The sequence below is a fragment of the Streptomyces sp. NPDC005648 genome, assembly GCF_040605395.1.
Taxonomy (GTDB): domain Bacteria; phylum Actinomycetota; class Actinomycetes; order Streptomycetales; family Streptomycetaceae; genus Streptomyces.
On record NZ_JBEXCS010000056.1, the window covers coordinates 1 to 19,786 of the forward strand.

Genomic DNA, 19,786 nt, shown 5'->3' on the forward strand with positions numbered 1-19,786 from the left:
GATCATGGCACAGCTAAAGATCACGCAGGTCAAGCGGAAGCCCCCAGGTCTGGGACCTGGGGGCTTCCGGCTGGTGCGCGAGGGGGGAGTTGAACCCCCACGCCCTTGCGGGCACTGGAACCTGAATCCAGCGCGTCTGCCTATTCCGCCACCCGCGCATTGGGTGTGTCCTCGGGCTTCTTCCCTCTTGGGGGCGGCGCCTTCCGACACGCAGAACATTAGCACGCGGGCCGGGGTGGATTCACATCGCTTTCCCCGGGGCAGCCGCCGACCAGGCAGGTCGTGCGAACCGGTGGCCCGCGGGCCCGCACTCGGAGTCGTCCGCTCCGTATCAAGGAGGGCCGGTTCTCGTATCAACCTCGTACCGGTACGGCCCGTCTCCACAGGAGCCGGGCCGGGTCCACAGTCAGGTGCGGGACACTTGTCTGCGGCCGCCTCTACGATCCTGGGCAGAAGGAGTTCGAGGGACGAGTTCGAAGGGGAGCTTCGGAGGGAACTTCCGAAGCGAACTTCGACGTCGTCGACACCCGTCGACGGGGCCGACAGGGGGAACCAGCCGATTCACCGGCGCGTGGATACGATCAGTAAGCAGTACCAGGCACGACACAGTGGCAACGACGGAGGAGGTGCCCCATGGGAGTCCTGAAGAAGTTCGAGCAGCGCCTCGAAGGTCTGGTCAACGGCACCTTCGCCAAGGTGTTCAAGTCCGAGGTCCAGCCCGTGGAGATCGCGGGCGCGCTGCAGCGCGAGTGCGACAACAACGCGACGATCTGGAACCGCGACCGGACCGTCGTACCGAACGACTTCATCGTGGAGCTGAGCGCCCCCGACTTCGAGCGCCTCAGCCCCTACTCCGGCCAGCTCGGCGACGAGCTCGCCGGCATGGTGCGCGACTACGCCAAGCAGCAGCGCTACACCTTCATGGGCCCCATCAAGGTCAACCTGGAGAAGGCCGACGACCTCGACACCGGCCTGTACCGGGTCCGCAGCCGTACGCTCGCCTCCTCCACCAACCAGCAGGCCCCCGGGAGATCCGCTCCGGCGGCGCCCCCGGCGCCGGGCCGGGCCGGCGGCTACGGCTATCCGCCGGCCGCCTCCCCCGCGGGCGCCCCGCCCATGCCGGCCGCACCGCCGCCGGGCGGCCCCCGCGGCTCCGCGCCCTATCTCCAGCCGGCCCCGGCCGCACCGGCGGCCGGCGCACGCATGCGCTACTGGGTGGAGATCAACGGCGCCCGCCATCAGATCTCCCGCCCGACGTTGGTGATGGGCCGCAGCACCGAAGCCGACGTGCGGATCGACGACCCCGGCGTATCCCGCCGGCACTGTGAGATCCGGACCGGAACGCCCTCGACGATCCAGGATCTCGGGTCCACCAACGGCATCGTGGTGGACGGGCAGCACACCACCCGCGCTACGCTCCGCGACGGCTCGCGGATCGTCGTGGGCAGCACCACCATCATTTACCGGCAAGCCGAAGGGTGAAGCGGGGGCAATGTCAGAGCTGACCCTCACGGTCATGCGGCTGGGTTTCCTGGCCGTACTGTGGCTGTTCGTGATCGTGGCCGTGCAGGTCATCCGCAGCGACCTGTTCGGTACGCGTGTCACCCAGCGCGGGTCACGGCGGGAGGCGGGCCGGCCGCAGCAGGCCGCCCGGCAGCAGGCGGCGGCACCGCCGCCCCAGCGCCAGCAGGCGAGCGGCGGCCGCCAGCGCCGTAACGCCCCCACCAAGCTGGTCGTGTCCGAGGGCACCCTCACCGGCACCACCGTCGCGCTCCAGGGCCAGACGATCACCCTGGGCCGGGCGCACGACAGCACGATCGTGCTGGACGACGACTACGCCTCCAGCCGCCATGCCAGGATCTACCCGGACCGCGACGGCAACTGGATCGTCGAGGACCTGGGTTCCACCAACGGCACGTACCTCGACCGGAGCCGGCTCACGACCCCCACGCCGATTCCGCTGGGCGCGCCGATCCGCATCGGCAAGACAGTCATCGAGCTGCGGAAGTAGTGCTACACGTCATGAAAGAGCGCGAGCGGAGCGAGCACGCAGCGGCGGCCGGCATCCACGGCCCCGGCGCGCTCCCGACCGGAGGGTGGGCACCGTGCGGATGTACCCGGAGCCGACGGGCGAGGTGCGCATGAGTCTGTCACTGCGCTTCGCCGCCGGATCGCACAAAGGCATGATCCGCGAGGGCAACGAGGACTCCGGATACGCCGGCCCGCGCCTGCTCGCGATCGCCGACGGCATGGGCGGCGCCGCCGCGGGTGAGGTCGCCTCCTCCGAGGCCATCTCCACCATCGTCGCGCTCGACGAGGACGTGCCCGGCTCCGACCTCCTCACCTCCCTCGGCACCGCGGTGCAGCGCGCCAACGACCAGTTGCGCGCCATGGTCGAGGAGGACCCCCAGCTGGAGGGCATGGGCACCACGCTCACCGCCCTGCTGTGGACGGGCCAGCGCCTCGGTCTGGTGCACGTCGGCGACTCGCGCGCCTACCTGCTCCGGGACGGCGTCCTGACCCAGATCACCCAGGACCACACCTGGGTGCAGCGGCTGGTCGACGAGGGCCGCATCACCGAGGAAGAGGCCACCACCCACCCCCAACGCTCCCTGCTGATGCGGGCGTTGGGCAGCGGCGAGCATGTGGAGCCCGACCTCTCCATCCGCGAGGTCCGCGCCGGCGACCGCTATCTGATCTGCTCCGACGGCCTCTCCGGCGTCGTCTCGCACCAGACCCTCGAGGACACCCTCGCCAGCTACCAGGGCCCCCAGGAGACCGTGCAGGAGCTCATCCAGCTCGCGCTGCGCGGCGGCGGCCCCGACAACATCACCGTCATCGTCGCCGACGTACTGGACCTGGACACCGGGGACACCCTCGCCGGGCAGCTCTCCGACACCCCGGTCGTCGTCGGCGCCGTGGCCGAGAACCAGAACCACCTGCACGACCCGGGCTTCATGGAGACCCCCGCGGGGCGCGCCTCCGGCCTCGGCCGGCAGGTGCCGGGACAGGGCGGGGGCGGCGAGTTCGGGCCGCCCGGCTCCGGCGACACCACCGGCTACATCCCGGCGGGCAGCTTCGGCGACTACACCGACGACGACTTCGTCAAGCCCCGCAAGGGCCGCAAGTGGTTCAAGAGATCCTTCTACACCGTGCTCGCGCTCGCCGTGATCGGCGGCGGACTCTACGGCGGCTACCGCTGGACGCAGTCCCAGTACTACGTCGGCACCAACGGCACCCATGTCGCCCTGTACCGGGGCATCAGCCAGGATCTGGCCTGGGTGTCCCTGTCGAAGGTGGAGAAGGACCACCCCGAGATCGAACTCAAGTACCTGCCGCCCTACCAGCAGAAGCAGGTCAAGAGCACCATCGCCGAGGGCGGTCTCAAGGACGCCCAGCAGAAGGTGGACGAGCTGGCCGTGCAGGCCTCCGCCTGCAAGAAGCAGTCCGAGCAGCAGGCGGCCGAGTCCAAGCAGAACTCCAAGACCGGTCAGGGCGAGGCCGGTGGCACCACGGGAACCACCCACACCACTGTCACGTCCAAGGCCACGGCGTCACCCAACCCCTCATCGACGAAGGCGTCGACGCCGTCGAAGTCCCCGAGCCCGAACCCGTCCGCGACCACCGCCACTCCCAGCCCCGGCCCCAGTCTCTCGGAGGAAGAGCAGAAGGTCGTCTCCATGTGCGGTAAGCAGTAGGCAAGCCGTGAGAGGCCCTGTCACACGATGAGCAGCACTACGAACACACCGACGCACCACACCTCGACGATCGGCGCCATCGGCGCGCCGAGCAGACGCAACACCGAGCTCGCCATGCTGGTGTTCGCCGTCGTCATCCCGGTGTTCGCCTACGCCAACGTGGGCCTGGCCATCGACGACAAGGTTCCGGCGGGCCTGCTCAGCTACGGCCTCGGGCTCGGCCTGCTGGCCGGCGTCGGCCACCTCGCCGTACGGAAGTTCGCCCCGTACGCCGACCCCCTGCTGCTGCCGCTGGCCACCCTGCTCAACGGTCTGGGACTCGTCGTCATCTGGCGCCTCGACCAGTCGAAGCTGCTCCAGTCGCTGCCCAACTACGTCGAGGCGGCGCCCCGCCAGCTGCTGTACACCGCGCTCGGCATCGCGCTGTTCGTCGTCGTGCTGATCTTCCTCAAGGACCACCGTGTCCTGCAGCGCTACACGTACATCTCGATGTTCGGCGCCCTGGTCCTGCTCATCCTGCCTTTGGTGCCCGGTCTCGGCGCCAACATCTTCGGCGCGAAGATCTGGATCCGCATCCCCGGTCTCGGCACACTGCAGCCCGGTGAGTTCGCCAAGATCGCCCTCGCCGTCTTCTTCGCCGGCTATCTGATGGTCAAGCGCGACGCCCTGGCCCTGGCCAGCCGCCGCTTCCTCGGCCTGTACCTGCCGCGCGGCCGCGACCTCGGGCCGATCCTGGTCGTCTGGCTGATGTCAATCCTCATCCTGGTCTTCGAGACCGACCTCGGCACCTCACTGCTGTTCTTCGGCATGTTCGTCGTCATGCTCTACGTCGCCACCGAGCGCACCAGCTGGATCGTCTTCGGTCTGCTGATGTCCGCGGCCGGAGCCGTCGGCGTCGCCAGCTTCGAACCGCACGTCCAGCAGCGCGTCCAGGCCTGGCTCGACCCGATGAAGGAGTACACCCTCAGCCAGAAGGGCGTGGCCGGCCACTCCGAGCAGTCGATGCAGGCGCTGTGGGCCTTCGGCTCCGGCGGCACCCTCGGCTCCGGGCTCGGCCAGGGCCACTCCGACCTGATCCGCTTCGCCGCCAACTCCGACTTCATCCTCGCCACCTTCGGCGAGGAACTCGGCCTGGCCGGCATCATGGCGGTCCTGCTCATCTACGGCCTGATCGTGGAGCGCGGCGTGCGCACCGCCCTCGCCGCCCGCGACCCGTTCGGCAAGCTGCTGGCGGTCGGCCTCTCCGGGGCCTTCGCGCTCCAGGTCTTCGTCGTGGCCGGCGGTGTCATGGGCCTCATCCCGCTGACCGGTATGACGATGCCCTTCGTGGCCTACGGCGGTTCCTCGGTGCTCGCCAACTGGGCCCTGATCGGCATCCTCATCAGAATCAGCGACACCGCACGCCGTCCGGCGCCCGCCCCCGCCATCAACCCCGACGCCGAGATGACCCAGGTGGTCCGCCCGTCATGAACAAGCCCCTGCGCCGGATCGCGATCTTCTGCGGCCTGCTCGTCCTCGCGCTGCTCGTCCGCGACAACTGGCTCCAGTACGTCAAGGCCGACAGCCTCAAGGACGACCCCAAGAACCGCAGGGTCACCATCGCCCGCTACTCCACCCCGCGCGGCGACATCATCGTCGACGGCGACCCCATCACCGGGTCCACCACGACCAGCAGCAGCGGCCTCAACGACCTGAAGTACAAGCGCACCTACAAGGACGGGCCCATGTGGGCGCCGGTCACCGGGTACGCCTCCCAGGCCTTCGGCGCCAACCAGCTCGAGTCCATCGAGGACGGCATCCTCTCCGGCACCGACGACCGGCTCTTCTTCCGCAACACCCTCGACATGATCACCGGCAAGCAGAAGTCCGGCGGCAATGTCGTCACCACCCTGAACGCCGCCGCGCAGAAGGCCGCGTACGACGGTCTCAAGGCGCAGGGCGGCAAGGGCGCCGTCGCCGCGCTCGACCCGTCCACCGGCAAGATCCTGGCGCTGGCCTCGTACCCCTCGTACGACCCCTCGTCCTTCGCCGGCAACTCCACCTCGACGGACTCCAAGGCCTGGACCGCGCTGCAGAAGAAGAACAACCCGAACGACCCGATGCTCAACCGGGCGCTGCGCGAGACCTATCCGCCGGGCTCCACCTTCAAGGTGGTCACGGCCGCGGCGGCGCTGGAGAACGGCCTGTACACCTCGGCCGACGAGAACACCGACTCGCCGCTGCCGTACATCATGCCGGGCACCACGCTCCCGCTGAAGAACGAGGGCAACATCCCCTGCAAGAACGCGACGATGCGGGTCGCGCTCAGGGTCTCCTGCAACTCGGTGTTCGGAAAGATCGGCGCCGACCTCGGCAACGACAAGATGCTCGCCGAGGCCAAGAAGTTCGGCTTCGACGCGGAGCAGTTCACGCCGGTCCGCTCCAGCGCCTCGGTCTTCTCCGACAACATGAACAAGTCGCAGACCGCGCTCTCCTCCATCGGCCAGTTCAACACCGCGGCGACCCCGCTGCAGATGGCCATGGTCGCCTCGGCGGTCGCCAACAACGGCAAGCTGATGAAGCCGTACATGGTCGACAAGCTCCAGTCGTCCAACCTCGACACGATCTCGCAGACCGACCCCGAGGAGCTCAGCCGGCCCCTCTCCGCGAAGAACGCGCAGATCCTGCAGTCGATGATGGAGACGGTCGTCTCGGACGGCACGGGCAAGAACGCCCGGATCAACGGCGTCACCGTGGGCGGCAAGACCGGTACCGCCCAGCACGGCGTGGAGAACAGTGAGAACCCGTACGCCTGGTTCATCTCCTACGCCAAGCTCGGCGACGGCAGCACCCCGGTCGCCGTGGCCGTGGTCATCGAGGACGACCAGGCCAACCGTGACGACATCTCCGGTGGCGGTCTCGCGGCGCCGATCGCGAAGAGCGTGATGGAGGCGGTCATCGGCTCCAAGAAGTGACCCCGCTCACGTCGCCTTCACATCGGCGCACGTTGCGATACCGGTCCTGTATCGGCTGACGCACTTGGACAGGTCACACAAACCCAGCCGGGTACGGTAGGCCCGGACGGCAGCCTCCGACCGCACACCCGTGTCGGTCGGGACCGACGGAGAGGGCTGGTAGGAAGCTATGGAAGAGCCGCGTCGCCTCGGCGGCCGGTACGAGCTGGGCCAGGTGCTCGGCCGCGGTGGCATGGCGGAGGTCTACCTCGCCCATGACACCCGGCTCGGCCGCACCGTGGCGGTGAAGACGCTGCGCGCGGACCTCGCGCGCGACCCGTCCTTCCAGGCCCGGTTCCGCCGGGAGGCCCAGTCGGCCGCCTCGCTCAACCATCCCGCGATCGTCGCGGTCTACGACACGGGCGAGGACTACATCGACGGGGTCTCGATCCCGTACATCGTCATGGAGTACGTGGACGGCTCGACGCTCCGGGAGCTGCTCCACTCCGGTCGCAAGCTCCTGCCCGAGCGCGCGATGGAGATGACCATCGGCATCCTCCAGGGCCTGGAGTACGCCCACCGCAGTGGCATCGTCCACCGCGACATCAAGCCGGCGAACGTCATGCTGACGCGCAACGGCCAGGTCAAGGTCATGGACTTCGGCATCGCCCGCGCCATGGGCGACTCCGGTATGACGATGACGCAGACCTCCGCGGTCATCGGCACCGCGCAGTACCTCTCGCCGGAGCAGGCGAAGGGCGAGCAGGTCGACGCCCGCTCCGACCTGTACTCGACCGGCTGTCTGCTCTACGAGCTGCTGACGGTACGTCCGCCCTTCGTCGGCGACTCCCCGGTGGCTGTCGCGTACCAGCACGTACGTGAGGAAGCGCAGCCGCCGTCGGTCTTCGACCCCGAGATCACGCCCGAGATGGACTCCATCGTCCTGAAGGCCCTGGTCAAGGACCCCAACTACCGCTACCAGTCCGCCGACGAGATGCGCGCCGACATCGAGGCCTGCCTCGACGGCCAGCCCGTCGCGGCCACGGCGGCCATGGGCTCGGTCGGCTACGGCGCCTACCCGGACGACCAGCCGACGACGGCCCTGCGCTCCTCGGACGCCGGCGCCACGTCGATGCTGCCGCCGATGGGCCCGGACGGGGGCTACGGCTACGACGACGACCGCGTGGACCGGCGCCGCCAGAAGAAGTCCAACACCTCCACGATCCTGCTGGTCGTGGCCGGTGTCCTGGTGCTGGTGGGCGCGATCCTGATCGGCAAGTGGGCGTTCAGCGGCAACAACTCCGCGGACGACACGGTCTCGGTGCCCAACCTCGTGGGTGTGACCCAGTCCGACGCCGAGAACCAGCTGAAGAACATCGACCTCAAGGTCGGCACGGTCAAGCAGCAGCCCTGCGAGGCCCAGACCAAGGGCAACGTCTGCTCCCAGGACCCGAAGGGCGGAACCGACCTCAAGAAGGGCGAGGCGGTCAACCTGGTGGTGTCGACCGGCGCGCCGAAGGTGGCCGTGCCGAACGTCACGGGCAAGAGCCTCGACGAGGCCACCCAGATCCTGGAAGGCGACGACTACAAGTTCGTCGTCAAGACGAAGACCGAAGAGTCCACCACCGAGGACGCGAACACCGTCCTGGACCAGGACCCGAAGCTCGGCGCGGAAGTCCAGAAGGGCTCCACGATCACCCTCACCATCGCCAAGGCCCCGCAGACCGTCGCGATCCCCGACGTCACCGGCCAGAGCTGCGACGACGCCAAGTCCACGCTGTCCGACGCCGGCCTGAACGGCAACTGCGTCAACACGCCGACCAACGACGACTCGCAGGACGGCAAGGCCATCGCGACCAACCCCACGATCGGCACCCAGGTCAAGAAGAACAGCGCGGTGCAGATCAACATCGGCGAGAAGCAGAACAGCCAGGTCCAGGTCCCGAACATCCAGGGCCAGACCCTGGGGAACGTCAAGCAGGCGCTTCGGCAGGCGGGCCTCCAGGTCGGCAACATCCAGGGCTCCCAGGACGACAACGCCATCGTCATCAGCTCGGACCCGAGCCAGGGCAGCACGGTCAACCAGGGCACCTCGGTCAACCTGATCGCCGTGCAGAACGGCAACAACAACGGCGGTAACAACGGCGGCACCAACTTCTTCGGAGGCGTCACCGGAACCGCGTACCGCACGAAGGACTGACCCTCCACCGCGCGCGACCACGAGAGCCCCGGGCCCTGTTCACACAGGGTGCCGGGGCTCTCGTACAGCCGCTGTCCGAGCGACCGCTAACGCAGTTCCTCGGGTGGGGTCCGCTTGCTGTCCACCTTCTCCACGCGGACCAGCTCGCCCCACACCACGTACCGGTAGCGGGAGGTGTACACCGGGGTGCAGGTGGTCAGGGTGATGTAGTGGCCGGCCTTCTTCTTGCCGGACTCCCCGGGGATCTGCGAGAGGACCTTGACGTTGTACTTCGACGTCTCGTCCAGGACGTCGTACACCTTGTAGATGTACCACTTGTCCCGTGTCTCGAAGACGATCGGGTCGCCGTTCTTCAGCTTGTCGATGTTGTGGAACTTGGCGCCGTGGCCGTCCCGGTGGGCGGCGAGGGTGAAGTTGCCCTTCTTGCCCGTCATCGGCAGCGTCGCCTTGACCGGGTCCAGGTAGTAGCCGGCCACGCCCTCGTTGAGGACCTTCGTCGACGTGCCCTTCTCGACCAGGACCTCGCCGTTCTTCATGGCGGGCACATGCAGGAAGCCGATGCCGTTCTTGGTGTCGAGCGCTCCGGGGCCGCCCGGCTCGTTGGCCCAGGTGTCACGGACCTTGTCGGCCTGCTTGTCCGCGGCCCGGTCGGCGACGACGTTCGTCCACCAGAGCGAGTAGACGACGAAGAGGCCGAGGATCAGGCCCCCCGTGATGAGGAGTTCACCGAAGACGCTGACCGCCAGGGCGATTCGGCCCGTGCCCCGCCGTCGGCCTGCCGGGGGCGCCGTGGGCGCGTCGGTTTCCTCGTGTGTGCCGTCAGTGGTCGCTGCCACAGTCGCATCTGCCCTTACTCGACGAGCGCATCCGGCTTGCCCTTGCTGCGCGGCCGTTCCTCGACCATCTTGCCCCAGACGATCAACCGGTACTTGCTGGTGTACTCCGGTGTGCAGGTCGTCAGGGTGATGTAGCGGCCCGGCCCGGTGAAGCCCGACTGCGGCGGCACGGGACTGATCACACTCGTGTTGCTCGGGGACGTGACGGGGAGCATCGACGTCATCTTGTAGACGTAGTACTCGTCCTGGGTCTCCACGACGACCTCGTCGCCCGGCTTGAGCTTGTTGATGTACCGGAACGGCTCACCGTGTGTGTTGCGATGCCCGGCCAGCGCGAAGTTGCCGGTCTTCGCCGACGGCATCGCCGTCTTCAGCGCGCCTTCGCTGTAGTGGCCGACCATGCCCTTGTCGAGCACCTTCTTGTTGCTGACGCCCTCGGCGATCGGCACCACCACGTCCAGCTTGGGGATGTGGAGGATGGCGAAGCCCTGCCCCGGCTCGAACTCCCCCGGCGCCCGCTTCCCGCTCGCCCAGTCCTTCTGCAGACTGCTGGTCTCGCTGTCCGCCTGCGCATGCGCCCGCACGTTGGTCCACCACAGCTGGTAGGAGACGAACAACAGCATCAGCACGCCGGTGGTGATGAACACCTCACCGATCGCGCGGCTCACCAGAACACCCGCACTGGGCTTGCGCGCACGGGCCTGACGCCGGGCCTCGACCCGGGACAGCGGAGCGTCCGAGGCGGCGGACTCCGCCGATTCGGAAGTCTCGGCGGACTCCGGGACCGCGTGCGCGCCCCCATGACGCCCATGACGGCGCTTGGCGGCCTTTCTGCGGGCCGCTCGGCCGCCCGGCGGGGTTCCAGTGGCGGATGTGACTCCTGAGGCGTCAGAGGGCGATTCAGACGGTGACGCCGAGGGTGACGCGGACGGCGGTATGGAGGCGCCGGGCGGCAGATCGGGGATCCGCAGCGCCACCGTCTCCTCGTCGATGGGAGGCAGCACCTGGGTCACCGGCTGGACCGGGGGCGGAGTCGCCGGCTCGGCCGGGGGCGCGACGGGATACGTCGCCTGCTGCCCGACCGACCACTCCTCCTGCCGACGGGCTCCCTGCGAACCCCCGTCGGCCCACTCGAACGCACCGGACGCCTCGTAGGGCTCCTGCCCGTACAAGGCGTCGGACTCGCGCTCGGGGCGCAGTGCGGTCACGCCGTGGCCCTGCCCACCACCGGGGAGAGCCCCGCCGACCTCGCCACCGCGCCCTCGTCCCCGCACTCCACCAGCCAGTTGGCCAGCATGCGGTGCCCGTGCTCGGTCAGCACCGACTCGGGGTGGAACTGGACGCCCTCGACCGGGAGTTCACGGTGGCGCAGCCCCATGATGATCCCGTCGTGGGTACGAGCCGTCACCTCCAGCTCGGCCGGCACGGTCGGGGGCATCGCCGCCAGCGAGTGGTAGCGCGTCGCCGTGAAGGGCGTCGGCAGTCCGGCGAAGACGCCCCTGCCCTCGTGCTCCACCAGCGAGGTCTTGCCGTGCAGCAGTTCCGGGGCGCGGTCCACCACACCGCCGTACGCCACCTGCATCGACTGCATGCCCAGGCACACACCGAAGACGGGGACGGAGGTGGCGGCGCAGTGGCGCACCATCTCGATGCAGACCCCGGCCTCCTCCGGCGTGCCCGGACCCGGTGACAGCAGCACACCGTCGAAGCCGTCCTGGGCGTGCGCGGTCGACACCTCGTCGTTGCGCAGCACCTCGCACTCGGCGCCCAGTTGGTACAGGTACTGGACCAGGTTGAAGACGAAGCTGTCGTAGTTGTCCACGACGAGAATGCGCGCGCTCACTGGTTGTCCACCGTCACATCGTTGAAGGGCAGCAGCGGTTCGGCCCATGGGAAGACGTACTGGAAGAGGACATAGACCATCAGCAGGACGAGGGCGAGCGAGATCAGCGCCTTCACCCACGCGTTCCCTGGCAGATGCCGCCAGATCCAGCCGTACATGCCGTCCCTTCCGTTCCACCACGGCACCAGACTCACGCCGTACCCGCACCAGACTAACGGCGCAACGCCGCCGGTCTGCCTTCGTCCACAGGCTGTGTGCTGTCCAGGTGACCCCACACGATGAGCCGGTGACTGTGCCCCCACTCCGGATCGCACGTGGTCAGCGTGAGATAACGGCCCGGGCGCGTGTACCCCGACTTACGTGGCACAGGGTCGATCACCTCAATGTCGGTGGGAACGGTTTTGTAGGGGCCTTTGTCGATCCGATACGTGAACCAGGTCGTCCCGTCGGTCAACACCACCGCGTCCCCCGGCCGCAGCTCGGGGAAGTCCACGAACGGGTCCCCGTACGTCCGCCGATGCCCCGCCACCGCGAAGTTCCCCACCTGCCCGAGCTGGGCGGTGTTCGCGTAGTGCCCTAGCCCCTTCTTCAGGGTGTTGACCGCGGTGTTCTCCAGCACCGGCTTGTTCCACGTGAAACCGAGCCGTGGGATGTACATGATCGCGAAGGGCTTGCCCGCCTTGTACGGCGCCGGCTCGGCCGGAGCGGCGGAACCCCCGTCCGTACCCCCGTCCGCGCTCCCGGCCGTGGACTTGGGCTGCGCCGTCTTCTTCGACCACTGGTCGTGCAGGACGTCGATCTGGTGGCTCATCGCACCGTCCGCCCGCACCCCGGTCCAGAAGAGCACGTACACGACGAAGAGGCAGATCAGCGCCCCGACGGTGATGCACAGTTCGCTGACGGTCCTGACCACAACGCGCACCGGCAGCTCCCCAACTGCTCAGTTCACTCCACGGGCTGGGCGTAGTGCAGATCCACTGTGCCCGAGTAGCCGGGCAGAGTCACCGTCCCGTCGTGGGTCACTTTCCAGCCGAGACCGTAGACATTCACGTAGACCATGTAGTTCTGGATCGCGGTGGAGTCAGACAGCGCCCTGTTGAGCTTGTCGGGGTCACCGATCGCCGTGATCTTGTACGGCGGTGAGTAGACCCGGCCCTGGAGGATCAGGGTGTTGCCCACGCAGCGCACGGCGCTGGTGGAGATCAGCCGCTGGTCCATGACCTTGATGCCCTTGGCGCCGCCCAGCCACAGGGCGTTCACCACGGCCTGCAGATCCTGCTGGTGGATGACCAGGTAGTCGGGCTGCGGCTCGGGATAGCCGGGGAGCTTGGCGGTGGCGTTCGGCGGGGCGTCGTTGAGGGTGACGGTGATCGCCGTGCCCTTCAGCTTCCGGGTGCCCGCCTTCTTCTCCAGCTCCGCCAGCTTCTCGTCCTGCGCCTTGCTGCTGCCGTCGTCCCGCTCGGCCAGCGCCTCCACCTGCCGGCGCAGCGAGGCACTGGAGTCGTCCAGCCCCTTGTTCTTGCGGCTGCGCTCCTGGATGAGGTCGGAAAGCTTCAGCAGTGAGGTGTCCGTGCGGATGTTGGTGCCCTTGGCCGTATTGAAACTGGTGAAGAAAATGAGCCCGGCGAGGGCGAAGACGGCCACCGTGAGCACCCGCACGGGCCGGAAACGGCGCCCTGGGCCAGGACTGGATCCAGCCTGGGGGGAGTCGGCAGAATTGCTCAACGTACCCTTATCTCCTTCGGCGCCGCGGAACCACTACGCTAACGGACGCCCGGGGGAGCGCTAAGAGTCCCCTTGTACGCTGCCCCGGAGCCAGCCACAGTTCCCTGCGCGGCCACGCAGCGCATCGACAGGAGAGACCCTCGTGCCGAAGTCACGTATCCGCAAGAAGGCCGACTACACGCCGCCGCCGTCGAAGCAGGCGACGGCCATCAAGCTGAACAGCCGCGCCTGGGTGGCGCCTGTGATGCTGGCCATGTTCATCATCGGGCTCGCCTGGATCGTCGTCTTCTATGTGACCGACGGTTCACTGCCGATCGACAGCCTGGACAACTGGAACATCGTGGTCGGTTTCGGCTTCATCGCCGCCGGATTCGGTGTCTCCACCCAGTGGAAGTAAGGGCCCCGACCGGGTGGACATAGCTCTGCCCAGGGGTATCCGCTGAGTTATCCACAGCCAGTGAAATATCCACAGAGGCCCTGGGGATAAAGAACGACGATCTGTGGATAACCAGTCGGGCGTTGACGCCGGTACGACTGTCGCACTCATCTTCGCAAGCCTGTTCGCCCCCTGCCTGACCTGCGGAAACAGCGGTCGGTGACAGGGGGCACAGCTGTTCCCGGACACCATGCACAAGATTCGACACCCGCTGTGGACAACCGGGTACGTCAGGTGAGCTGAGCCGTCCTGAGCAGGGTCATCACCACGACGACCACCAGGACGAGCGCGCAGGTCCCGTACTGCACGAGGGCTCGGCGCTCGCGGGGGGCGTGGACCATTCCGTAGCCCGTGACGAGGCCCGCGACGAGGCCGCCGATATGGGCCTGCCAGGAGATGCCGCTCCAGCTGAAGGTGAAGATCAGGTTGATCACCAGCAGGGCGATGATCGGCCGCAGGTCGTAGTTGAGCCGGCGCATCAGGACGGCGGTGGCGCCGAACAGACCGAAGATGGCTCCGGAGGCGCCGAGGGTCTGGGTCGTGGGCGAGGCCAGGAAGTAGACCAGGGCGCTCCCGGCCAGTCCGGAGGTGAGGTAGACGGCGAGGTAGCGGGCCCGGCCGAGGGCGGCTTCGAGGGGTCCGCCCAGCCACCAGAGGCTGAGCATGTTGAAGCCGATGTGCCAGATCTCCTGATGGGCGAACATCGAGGTCACCAGGCGGTACCACTCGCCCGCCGCGACCCCCTGGGTGGCCTTGTACGGGGCCGGGGGCCACTCGCCGATCAGGACGAGGTCGCTCAGCAGCGAGGGCCGCACATGGACGGCGATGAACACGGCCACGTTGATCCCGATGAGGATCTTGGTGAGCAGCCGCGGGTCGGCCGTGACGGTGCCGCCGGCGACGGTGCGGGGGCGGGACGCGGCCGGGGCGTGGCCCGTGCCGGAGTCGCCGCGGGCGCATTCGGGGCACTGGAAGCCCACGGAGGCGTTGACCATGCACTCGGGGCAGATCGGGCGTTCGCAGCGGGTGCAGCGGATACCGGTCTCGCGGTCCGGGTGGCGGTAGCAGCCGGGCAGGCTCTGGGCGTCCTGCGAGCTGCCTGCCGCGTGGTCCATGACATCCCCTTGGTCGTCGAGCGGGTGCCGTGCACAAATGCACCGCCCCGCCCATCTTTACGGATGAGCGGGGCGTTTGGTTCCTGCCGTGCGGGGACTCGGCCCTCGTGGGTCCCGTCCCTCGCGGGTCTCAGCCCTCGCGGGTCTCGACGACGACCGACTCGATGACGACGTCGTTGACCGGACGGTCGGTGCGCGGGTTGGTCTGGGTGGTGGCGATGGCGTCGATCACCTTCTGGCTGGCCGCGTCGGTGACCTCGCCGAAGATGGTGTGCTTGCGGTTCAGCCACGTCGTGGGAGCCACGGTGATGAAGAACTGCGAGCCGTTGGTGCCCGGACCGGCGTTGGCCATGGCCAGCAGGTAGGGCTTGTTGAAGGAGAGGTCCGGGTGGAACTCGTCCTCGAACTGGTAGCCGGGGCCGCCGGTGCCGTTGCCCAGCGGGTCACCGCCCTGGATCATGAATCCGCTGATCACCCGGTGGAAGACCGTGCCGTCGTAGAGCTTGTCCGTGGACTTGGCACCCGTGGCGGGGTTGATCCACTCACGCTCGCCCTGGGCGAGCTCGACAAAGTTCCGGACCGTCTTGGGCGCGTGGTTCGGCAGGAGCCGGACTTCGATGTCGCCATTGTTGGTCTTCAGGGTGGCGTAAAGCTGCTCAGCCACGATCTGCCTTCCGTTGTCTTCCTGTGATCCCCCGATCCTCGCACGGTTCGCGGAAATCCGGCCTCGTACCCCCGGGTACCGGCGCGCTGGGCGGCGATCCGTGGCATTGTCGACGACAAGCTCCCGTTGCCCCGTATTCATCCTCATGACCCGGATGCCCGCCCTCGCATGCCTGGCGGTTCCCTGGCAGGCATGATCCGTAAAAGGGTGGAAAGTCGAATTACCGTACGCCACCGAGGAGGAGGAACCCGTGACCCGCATCGACAGCGTGCGCGCCGCGACCGGTTCGGCGAAGGACAGCGTGCTGCACGCCGCGGAAGTGGTGGCGCCCTACGCCGAGACGGCCAAGGACAGGACCGCGCACTACGCACACGAGGCACGCGTACGGCTCGCGCCGAAGGTGTCGCAGGCCGCCGATCAGGCCCGCGTCCAGTACGACGCGTATGTCGCCCCGCGTATCGAACAGGCCCTCACGTATGTGCCGCCGAAGGTCGACCAGGCCGCTCAGGAGGCCGCCGAACGTACGCGCAAGGCGGCTCGACAGGCCGCCGACTACTCCCGGCCGAGGATCGAGCAGGCGGTGGCCGCGGCCGGGCCCGTCAGGGACGAGGCCGCCGCGCGCGGTGTGGCCGCACTGGCCGCCCTGCGCGGCCAGGTCTCGCCGCAGGAGATCCAGAAGCTGGTCCGCAAGCATGAGCGGCGGGCGAGGGCCGGTCGCGCCGCGAAGGCGCTGCTGGTGCTCGGCGCGCTCGCGGGCGGCGCTTTCGCCGCCTGGAAGTGGTGGGACAAGCAGGCCAACCCGGACTGGCTGGTGGAGCCGCCGGCGGCGACGGAGGTTCCGGAGCCGGGACGGCTGACGTCGGTGGACGGCAGCGGCAAGTCGGTCCTCGACCCCGAGGTCCAGGCCAAGGAGGCCGAGGAGGAGGCCGCGCGTCACGACGAGGGTCACTGACACCCGTCGGACCGGACCGGTCGAACTGCGCTGTGGGGCGGGAGACTTGAGGGTCTCCCGCCCCACAGCGATGTTTCACGTGGAACAGTGCGGGGCACATCGCGGACCCCTCGCGAACATCACCGTTGCAACGACCCACGTGTCCGAGTTATGCACAACCTCCTCTTACGGAATGCGCCCTTCTGGTTACGGTCCCGCCTTTACTCCAGCTCACAGCGGGGGCGACTGCCGCGGTGAGCGGTCCGCGCACCTCGCCGGGGCATCTGGGAAGCGCTCCGTGAGGTCACTCCCGCTCCCGATATTTGCGCAAACTTTTGCAACGACGGTCGAAGTCGCAGGTGACGCGCATCACTGCGGGGGGCGGTTCATAAAAGCGCGGCGGCAGGGCGGGGCCGGTTGGGCTCTTGGGGCAGGTCTCGGGGCACAGTTCGGGAACGGGGCGGGTGTTCGGGCGGTTTCCCGGCAGCTCCCGGTGCGGGGGAACGAGCGCCGTCCACCAGGAACGCTCCCGGATCGGATCACGCGTGCGTCCCGAGCCGGACCGCAGCCTCGGCGCAGGGCACAAAAAGACCCCTCCGACCATGTTTTCCGAGGTCGGAGGGGGTTTCGGGGTGGAGCCTAGGGGAGTCGAACCCCTGACATCTGCCATGCAAAGACAGCGCTCTACCAACTGAGCTAAGGCCCCGAAGTGAGGCATCCGGCCGGATGAACCGCATCCCGGCGGGCGCCGGAGACCAGAGTACCGGGTCACCCCCGGGATCTCGCAAAAAGATTGGGGGTCCCCGCAGGCGACCACTCTCCGTAAGATGCTCGGCGTGGTTCGCTACAGCGAACCACAGTACTTGGGGAAGCGATGGGGAGACGCAATGGACGCCGCACAGCAGGAAGCGACCGCGAGAGCGCGGGAACTGCAGCGGAACTGGTACGGGGAGCCACTGGGGGCGCTCTTCCGTAAGCTCATAGACGATCTTGGCCTCAACCAGGCTCGTCTGGCGGGGGTACTCGGTCTGTCGGCTCCGATGCTGTCGCAGCTGATGAGCGGTCAGCGGGCGAAGATCGGCAATCCGGCCGTCGTACAGCGGGTGCAGCTGCTGCAGGACCTGGCGGGGCAGGTCGCGGACGGCAGCGTCAGCGCGGCGGAGGCCACCGACCGCATGGACGAGATCAAGAAGTCGCAGGGGGGATCCGTGCTCAGCAACACCACGACCACGACGAGCAGTTCGGGTGCGCCGACGGTCAAGCGGGTGGTCCGCGAGATCCAGTCGCTGCTCCGTTCCGTGGCCGCCGCGGGTGACATCATCGACGCCGCGGACACGCTCGCGCCGACCCACCCCGAACTGGCCGAGTTCCTGCGGGTGTACGGCGCCGGCCGCACCTCCGACGCGGTGACGCACTACCAGTCCCACCAGAACTGAGGCGGTGGCCCGGTTCGCCGAAGGGGGTTCGGCGGCCGGGCCACGGCGCGGGTGGAGAAGACCCGGGCGGGGGACCGGACGAGGAGAACCGGAGCAGGGAGGCGCGAGGGGGAGTCGTATCGCTCGTCGAGGGGGAAGCAAGGGGGGTAGCCGAAGGGGGAGGAGCGACGCACAGCCATGGGTGAGGTCTTCGCCGGCCGGTACGAACTGGTCGACCCGATCGGGCGTGGTGGAGTGGGCGCCGTCTGGCGCGCCTGGGACCACCGGCGCCGTCGCTATGTGGCCGCCAAGGTGCTGCAGCAGCGGGACGCGCACTCACTGCTGCGCTTCGTGCGTGAACAGGCCCTGCGGATCGACCACCCCCATGTACTCGCACCGGCCAGTTGGGCGGCCGACGACGACCAGGTGCTGTTCACCATGGACCTGGTGGCCGGAGGCTCACTGGTCCATCTGGTCGGCGACTACGGTCCCCTGCCGCCGGCGTTCGTCTGCACGCTCCTCGACCAGCTGCTGTCGGGGCTGGCGGCCGTGCACGCGGAGGACGTGGTGCACCGGGACATCAAACCGGCCAACGTGCTGCTGGAGGCCACCGGTACGGGCCGGCCGCGTCTGCGGCTCTCCGACTTCGGCATCGCCATGCGGCTGGGCGAGCCACGGCTGACGGAGACCAACCTCGTGGTGGGGACGCCGGGTTATCTCGCGCCCGAGCAGATGCTGGGCGCTGAACCGGACTTCCCGGCGGACCTGTTCGCCGTCGGTCTGGTCGCGCTGTATCTCCTGGAGGGCGCCAAGCCGGACGCCAAGGCGCTCATCCAGTACTTCGCGGCACACGGGACGCCGAGCGCGCCCAAGGGCATTCCCGAGCCCCTCTGGCAGGTCGTGGCGTCGCTGCTGCAGCCCGATCCCGAGTCGCGGTTCCGCACGGCCACGGGGGCGCGCAAGGCCCTGGCGGCGGCCGCGGAGCTCCTGCCGGAGCCGGGACCCGACGACGAGTCGATAGAGATCTTCGACCAACTCGGCCCCCTGCCACCGGGGTTCGTCCCGGAGGGCCCGCTGAAACGGGCGCCGGGGGTGGGGGTGAGACCGGCAACGGCAACCACCGGGACCTCGCCGACCGGCGTGGGGACGGGGGATGGGCCTGGCACGGATGACGGGCCGGGCACGGGTGCCGGGCTTCGCGGAGGCTCCCGGTCGGCCCTCGGTGCCGTCTCGTCCGGAGGGGGCGAGTCGGCGGAGGGCAGTTGGTCCGCGAGGGGGGTCCAGCCGTCCCCGTACGCCCCGGGTTCCGCCGCACCGCACGATCCCGGCACGGACGGCGACCCCCTGCCGGAGCCGCACACGCCCACGCCGACCCCCAGCATGTCGGACACCGGCAGCTTCCACCTCCCCCCGCCGCAGGCCACGGCCTCCTCGCCCCGGAACGCCGCCCCGGAACCGACCCCACCGCACCCGCTCTCGCGGCCGCCGTTCGCCGGCGAGCCGCAGCAGCAGCGCGCCGAGGCTCAGCACCCGGAGCAGCTGCAGGACCAGTGGCGCACACAGGCCCGGGCACAGGCCCAGGCACCGGTACAGCCACCCCGGCCCACACAGCCTCCGTCCGCCCCCTTCTCCCCCTACGACCCCACCCACGTCCTGTCCTCCCCCCGGACCATGCAGCCGGCGCCCCACCGTCCCGCCGAACCCTCTACTGCTTCGTACACCGCCCAGGTCCCGCAGGTTCCCCATCCCGCGCGGGAAACCCCCGAAGAGGCCACACGCCGCAACCGCCGCAGCGGCCACCGCGCCCGCCGCCCAGGCCCCCCGGCCAAGGTGGCGCTCCCCCTCCTCCTACTGGCCCTGGCCTGCTACGCCGTGGGCATCTGGGCACTGACCCGCATCTGAGCGGCCGCCCGCCGGTGCGTCACCAAGCAGCGCTGAAGCAGCGGAGGAGCCGGTCGAAGGCGGCCGAGGAGCCGGTCGAAGCACCGGC

Annotated in this window: 18 protein-coding genes and 2 tRNA genes; 10 read left to right on the plus strand and 10 right to left on the minus strand. The window is 68.7% G+C overall.

Annotation, left to right across the window (positions count from 1 at the left end; all coding sequences use genetic code 11):
- Nucleotides 1-71: 71 nt before the first annotated feature.
- Nucleotides 72-158 (minus strand) — tRNA-Leu (locus ABZT17_RS28195).
- Nucleotides 159-633: 475 nt separating this feature from the next.
- Between ABZT17_RS28195 and ABZT17_RS28200 the strand changes: the two genes are divergently transcribed.
- From ABZT17_RS28200 to pknB, 6 genes are all read left to right on the plus strand, one after another.
- Complete coding sequence (locus ABZT17_RS28200) at nt 634-1,482, plus strand: DUF3662 and FHA domain-containing protein (RefSeq protein ID WP_356352640.1); 849 nt, start codon at nt 634-636, stop codon at nt 1,480-1,482.
- Nucleotides 1,483-1,492: 10 nt separating this feature from the next.
- Nucleotides 1,493-2,011 carry an FHA domain-containing protein gene (locus ABZT17_RS28205; RefSeq protein WP_356352642.1) on the plus strand — a complete coding sequence of 173 codons (519 nt, stop codon included), beginning with the start codon at nt 1,493-1,495 and terminating at the stop codon, nt 2,009-2,011.
- A 100-nt stretch (nt 2,012-2,111) separates the two neighbouring features.
- Entirely contained in the window at nt 2,112-3,698 is a 1,587-nt protein-coding gene (locus tag ABZT17_RS28210; RefSeq protein ID WP_356352722.1) for a Stp1/IreP family PP2C-type Ser/Thr phosphatase, read from the plus strand.
- Between the two features lie 27 nt (nt 3,699-3,725).
- On the plus strand, nt 3,726-5,168 hold the full coding sequence (locus ABZT17_RS28215; protein ID WP_356352644.1) for an FtsW/RodA/SpoVE family cell cycle protein: 1,443 nt from the start codon (nt 3,726-3,728) through the stop codon (nt 5,166-5,168).
- On the plus strand, nt 5,165-6,652 hold the full coding sequence (locus ABZT17_RS28220) for a penicillin-binding protein 2 (protein WP_356352646.1): 1,488 nt from the start codon (nt 5,165-5,167) through the stop codon (nt 6,650-6,652). Before ABZT17_RS28215 ends, ABZT17_RS28220 begins: the two co-directional genes overlap by 4 nt.
- A 169-nt stretch (nt 6,653-6,821) precedes the next feature.
- Nucleotides 6,822-8,831 (plus strand): Stk1 family PASTA domain-containing Ser/Thr kinase, encoded by a 2,010-nt coding sequence (gene pknB / locus ABZT17_RS28225; protein ID WP_356352648.1) that lies wholly within the window; start codon nt 6,822-6,824, stop codon nt 8,829-8,831.
- A gap of 86 nt (nt 8,832-8,917) precedes the next feature.
- Here pknB and ABZT17_RS28230 read toward each other — a convergent pair whose 3' ends face one another.
- From ABZT17_RS28230 to ABZT17_RS28255, 6 genes are read right to left on the minus strand one after another with little or no spacing between them, the layout of a single operon-like run.
- On the minus strand, nt 8,918-9,667 hold the full coding sequence (locus ABZT17_RS28230) for a class E sortase (protein ID WP_356352650.1): 750 nt from the start codon (nt 9,665-9,667) through the stop codon (nt 8,918-8,920).
- Between the two features lie 14 nt (nt 9,668-9,681).
- On the minus strand, nt 9,682-10,875 hold the full coding sequence (locus ABZT17_RS28235) for a class E sortase (RefSeq protein WP_356352652.1): 1,194 nt from the start codon (nt 10,873-10,875) through the stop codon (nt 9,682-9,684).
- Nucleotides 10,872-11,510 carry an aminodeoxychorismate/anthranilate synthase component II gene (locus ABZT17_RS28240; RefSeq protein WP_356352654.1) on the minus strand — a complete coding sequence of 213 codons (639 nt, stop codon included), beginning with the start codon at nt 11,508-11,510 and terminating at the stop codon, nt 10,872-10,874. The genes ABZT17_RS28235 and ABZT17_RS28240 overlap by 4 nt, the downstream gene beginning before the upstream one ends.
- Nucleotides 11,507-11,704 carry a hypothetical protein gene (locus ABZT17_RS28245; protein ID WP_356352655.1) on the minus strand — a complete coding sequence of 66 codons (198 nt, stop codon included), beginning with the start codon at nt 11,702-11,704 and terminating at the stop codon, nt 11,507-11,509. Before ABZT17_RS28245 ends, ABZT17_RS28240 begins: the two co-directional genes overlap by 4 nt.
- 17 nt (nt 11,705-11,721) lie before the next feature.
- Nucleotides 11,722-12,432, minus strand: a complete 711-nt coding sequence (locus ABZT17_RS28250) for a class E sortase (RefSeq protein WP_356352657.1) — start codon at nt 12,430-12,432, stop codon at nt 11,722-11,724.
- Nucleotides 12,433-12,455: 23 nt separating this feature from the next.
- Nucleotides 12,456-13,235 (minus strand): DUF881 domain-containing protein, encoded by a 780-nt coding sequence (locus ABZT17_RS28255; protein WP_356352658.1) that lies wholly within the window; start codon nt 13,233-13,235, stop codon nt 12,456-12,458.
- Nucleotides 13,236-13,377: 142 nt separating this feature from the next.
- Here ABZT17_RS28255 and crgA point away from each other — a divergent pair, with 142 nt between their 5' ends.
- Nucleotides 13,378-13,632: a cell division protein CrgA gene (gene crgA, locus ABZT17_RS28260; protein WP_356352659.1), complete on the plus strand. Its 255-nt coding sequence runs from the start codon at nt 13,378-13,380 to the stop codon at nt 13,630-13,632.
- A gap of 269 nt (nt 13,633-13,901) precedes the next feature.
- On the opposite strand, the gene ABZT17_RS28265 is transcribed toward crgA, so the two are convergent.
- On the minus strand, nt 13,902-14,786 hold the full coding sequence (locus ABZT17_RS28265) for a rhomboid family intramembrane serine protease (protein WP_356352661.1): 885 nt from the start codon (nt 14,784-14,786) through the stop codon (nt 13,902-13,904).
- 130 nt (nt 14,787-14,916) lie between these two features.
- Nucleotides 14,917-15,450: a peptidylprolyl isomerase gene (locus ABZT17_RS28270; RefSeq protein ID WP_356352663.1), complete on the minus strand. Its 534-nt coding sequence runs from the start codon at nt 15,448-15,450 to the stop codon at nt 14,917-14,919.
- Between the two features lie 250 nt (nt 15,451-15,700).
- Between ABZT17_RS28270 and ABZT17_RS28275 the strand changes: the two genes are divergently transcribed.
- Nucleotides 15,701-16,402: a DUF5324 family protein gene (locus tag ABZT17_RS28275; RefSeq protein ID WP_356352664.1), complete on the plus strand. Its 702-nt coding sequence runs from the start codon at nt 15,701-15,703 to the stop codon at nt 16,400-16,402.
- A gap of 612 nt (nt 16,403-17,014) precedes the next feature.
- Here the strand turns inward: ABZT17_RS28275 and ABZT17_RS28280 are convergent.
- Nucleotides 17,015-17,087 (minus strand) — tRNA-Ala (locus ABZT17_RS28280).
- Nucleotides 17,088-17,268: 181 nt separating this feature from the next.
- Here ABZT17_RS28280 and ABZT17_RS28285 point away from each other — a divergent pair.
- Nucleotides 17,269-17,817, plus strand: a complete 549-nt coding sequence (locus tag ABZT17_RS28285) for a DNA-binding protein (RefSeq protein ID WP_356352666.1) — start codon at nt 17,269-17,271, stop codon at nt 17,815-17,817.
- 177 nt (nt 17,818-17,994) lie between these two features.
- Nucleotides 17,995-19,698: a protein kinase gene (locus ABZT17_RS28290; protein WP_356352667.1), complete on the plus strand. Its 1,704-nt coding sequence runs from the start codon at nt 17,995-17,997 to the stop codon at nt 19,696-19,698.
- Nucleotides 19,699-19,786: the final 88 nt, after the last annotated feature.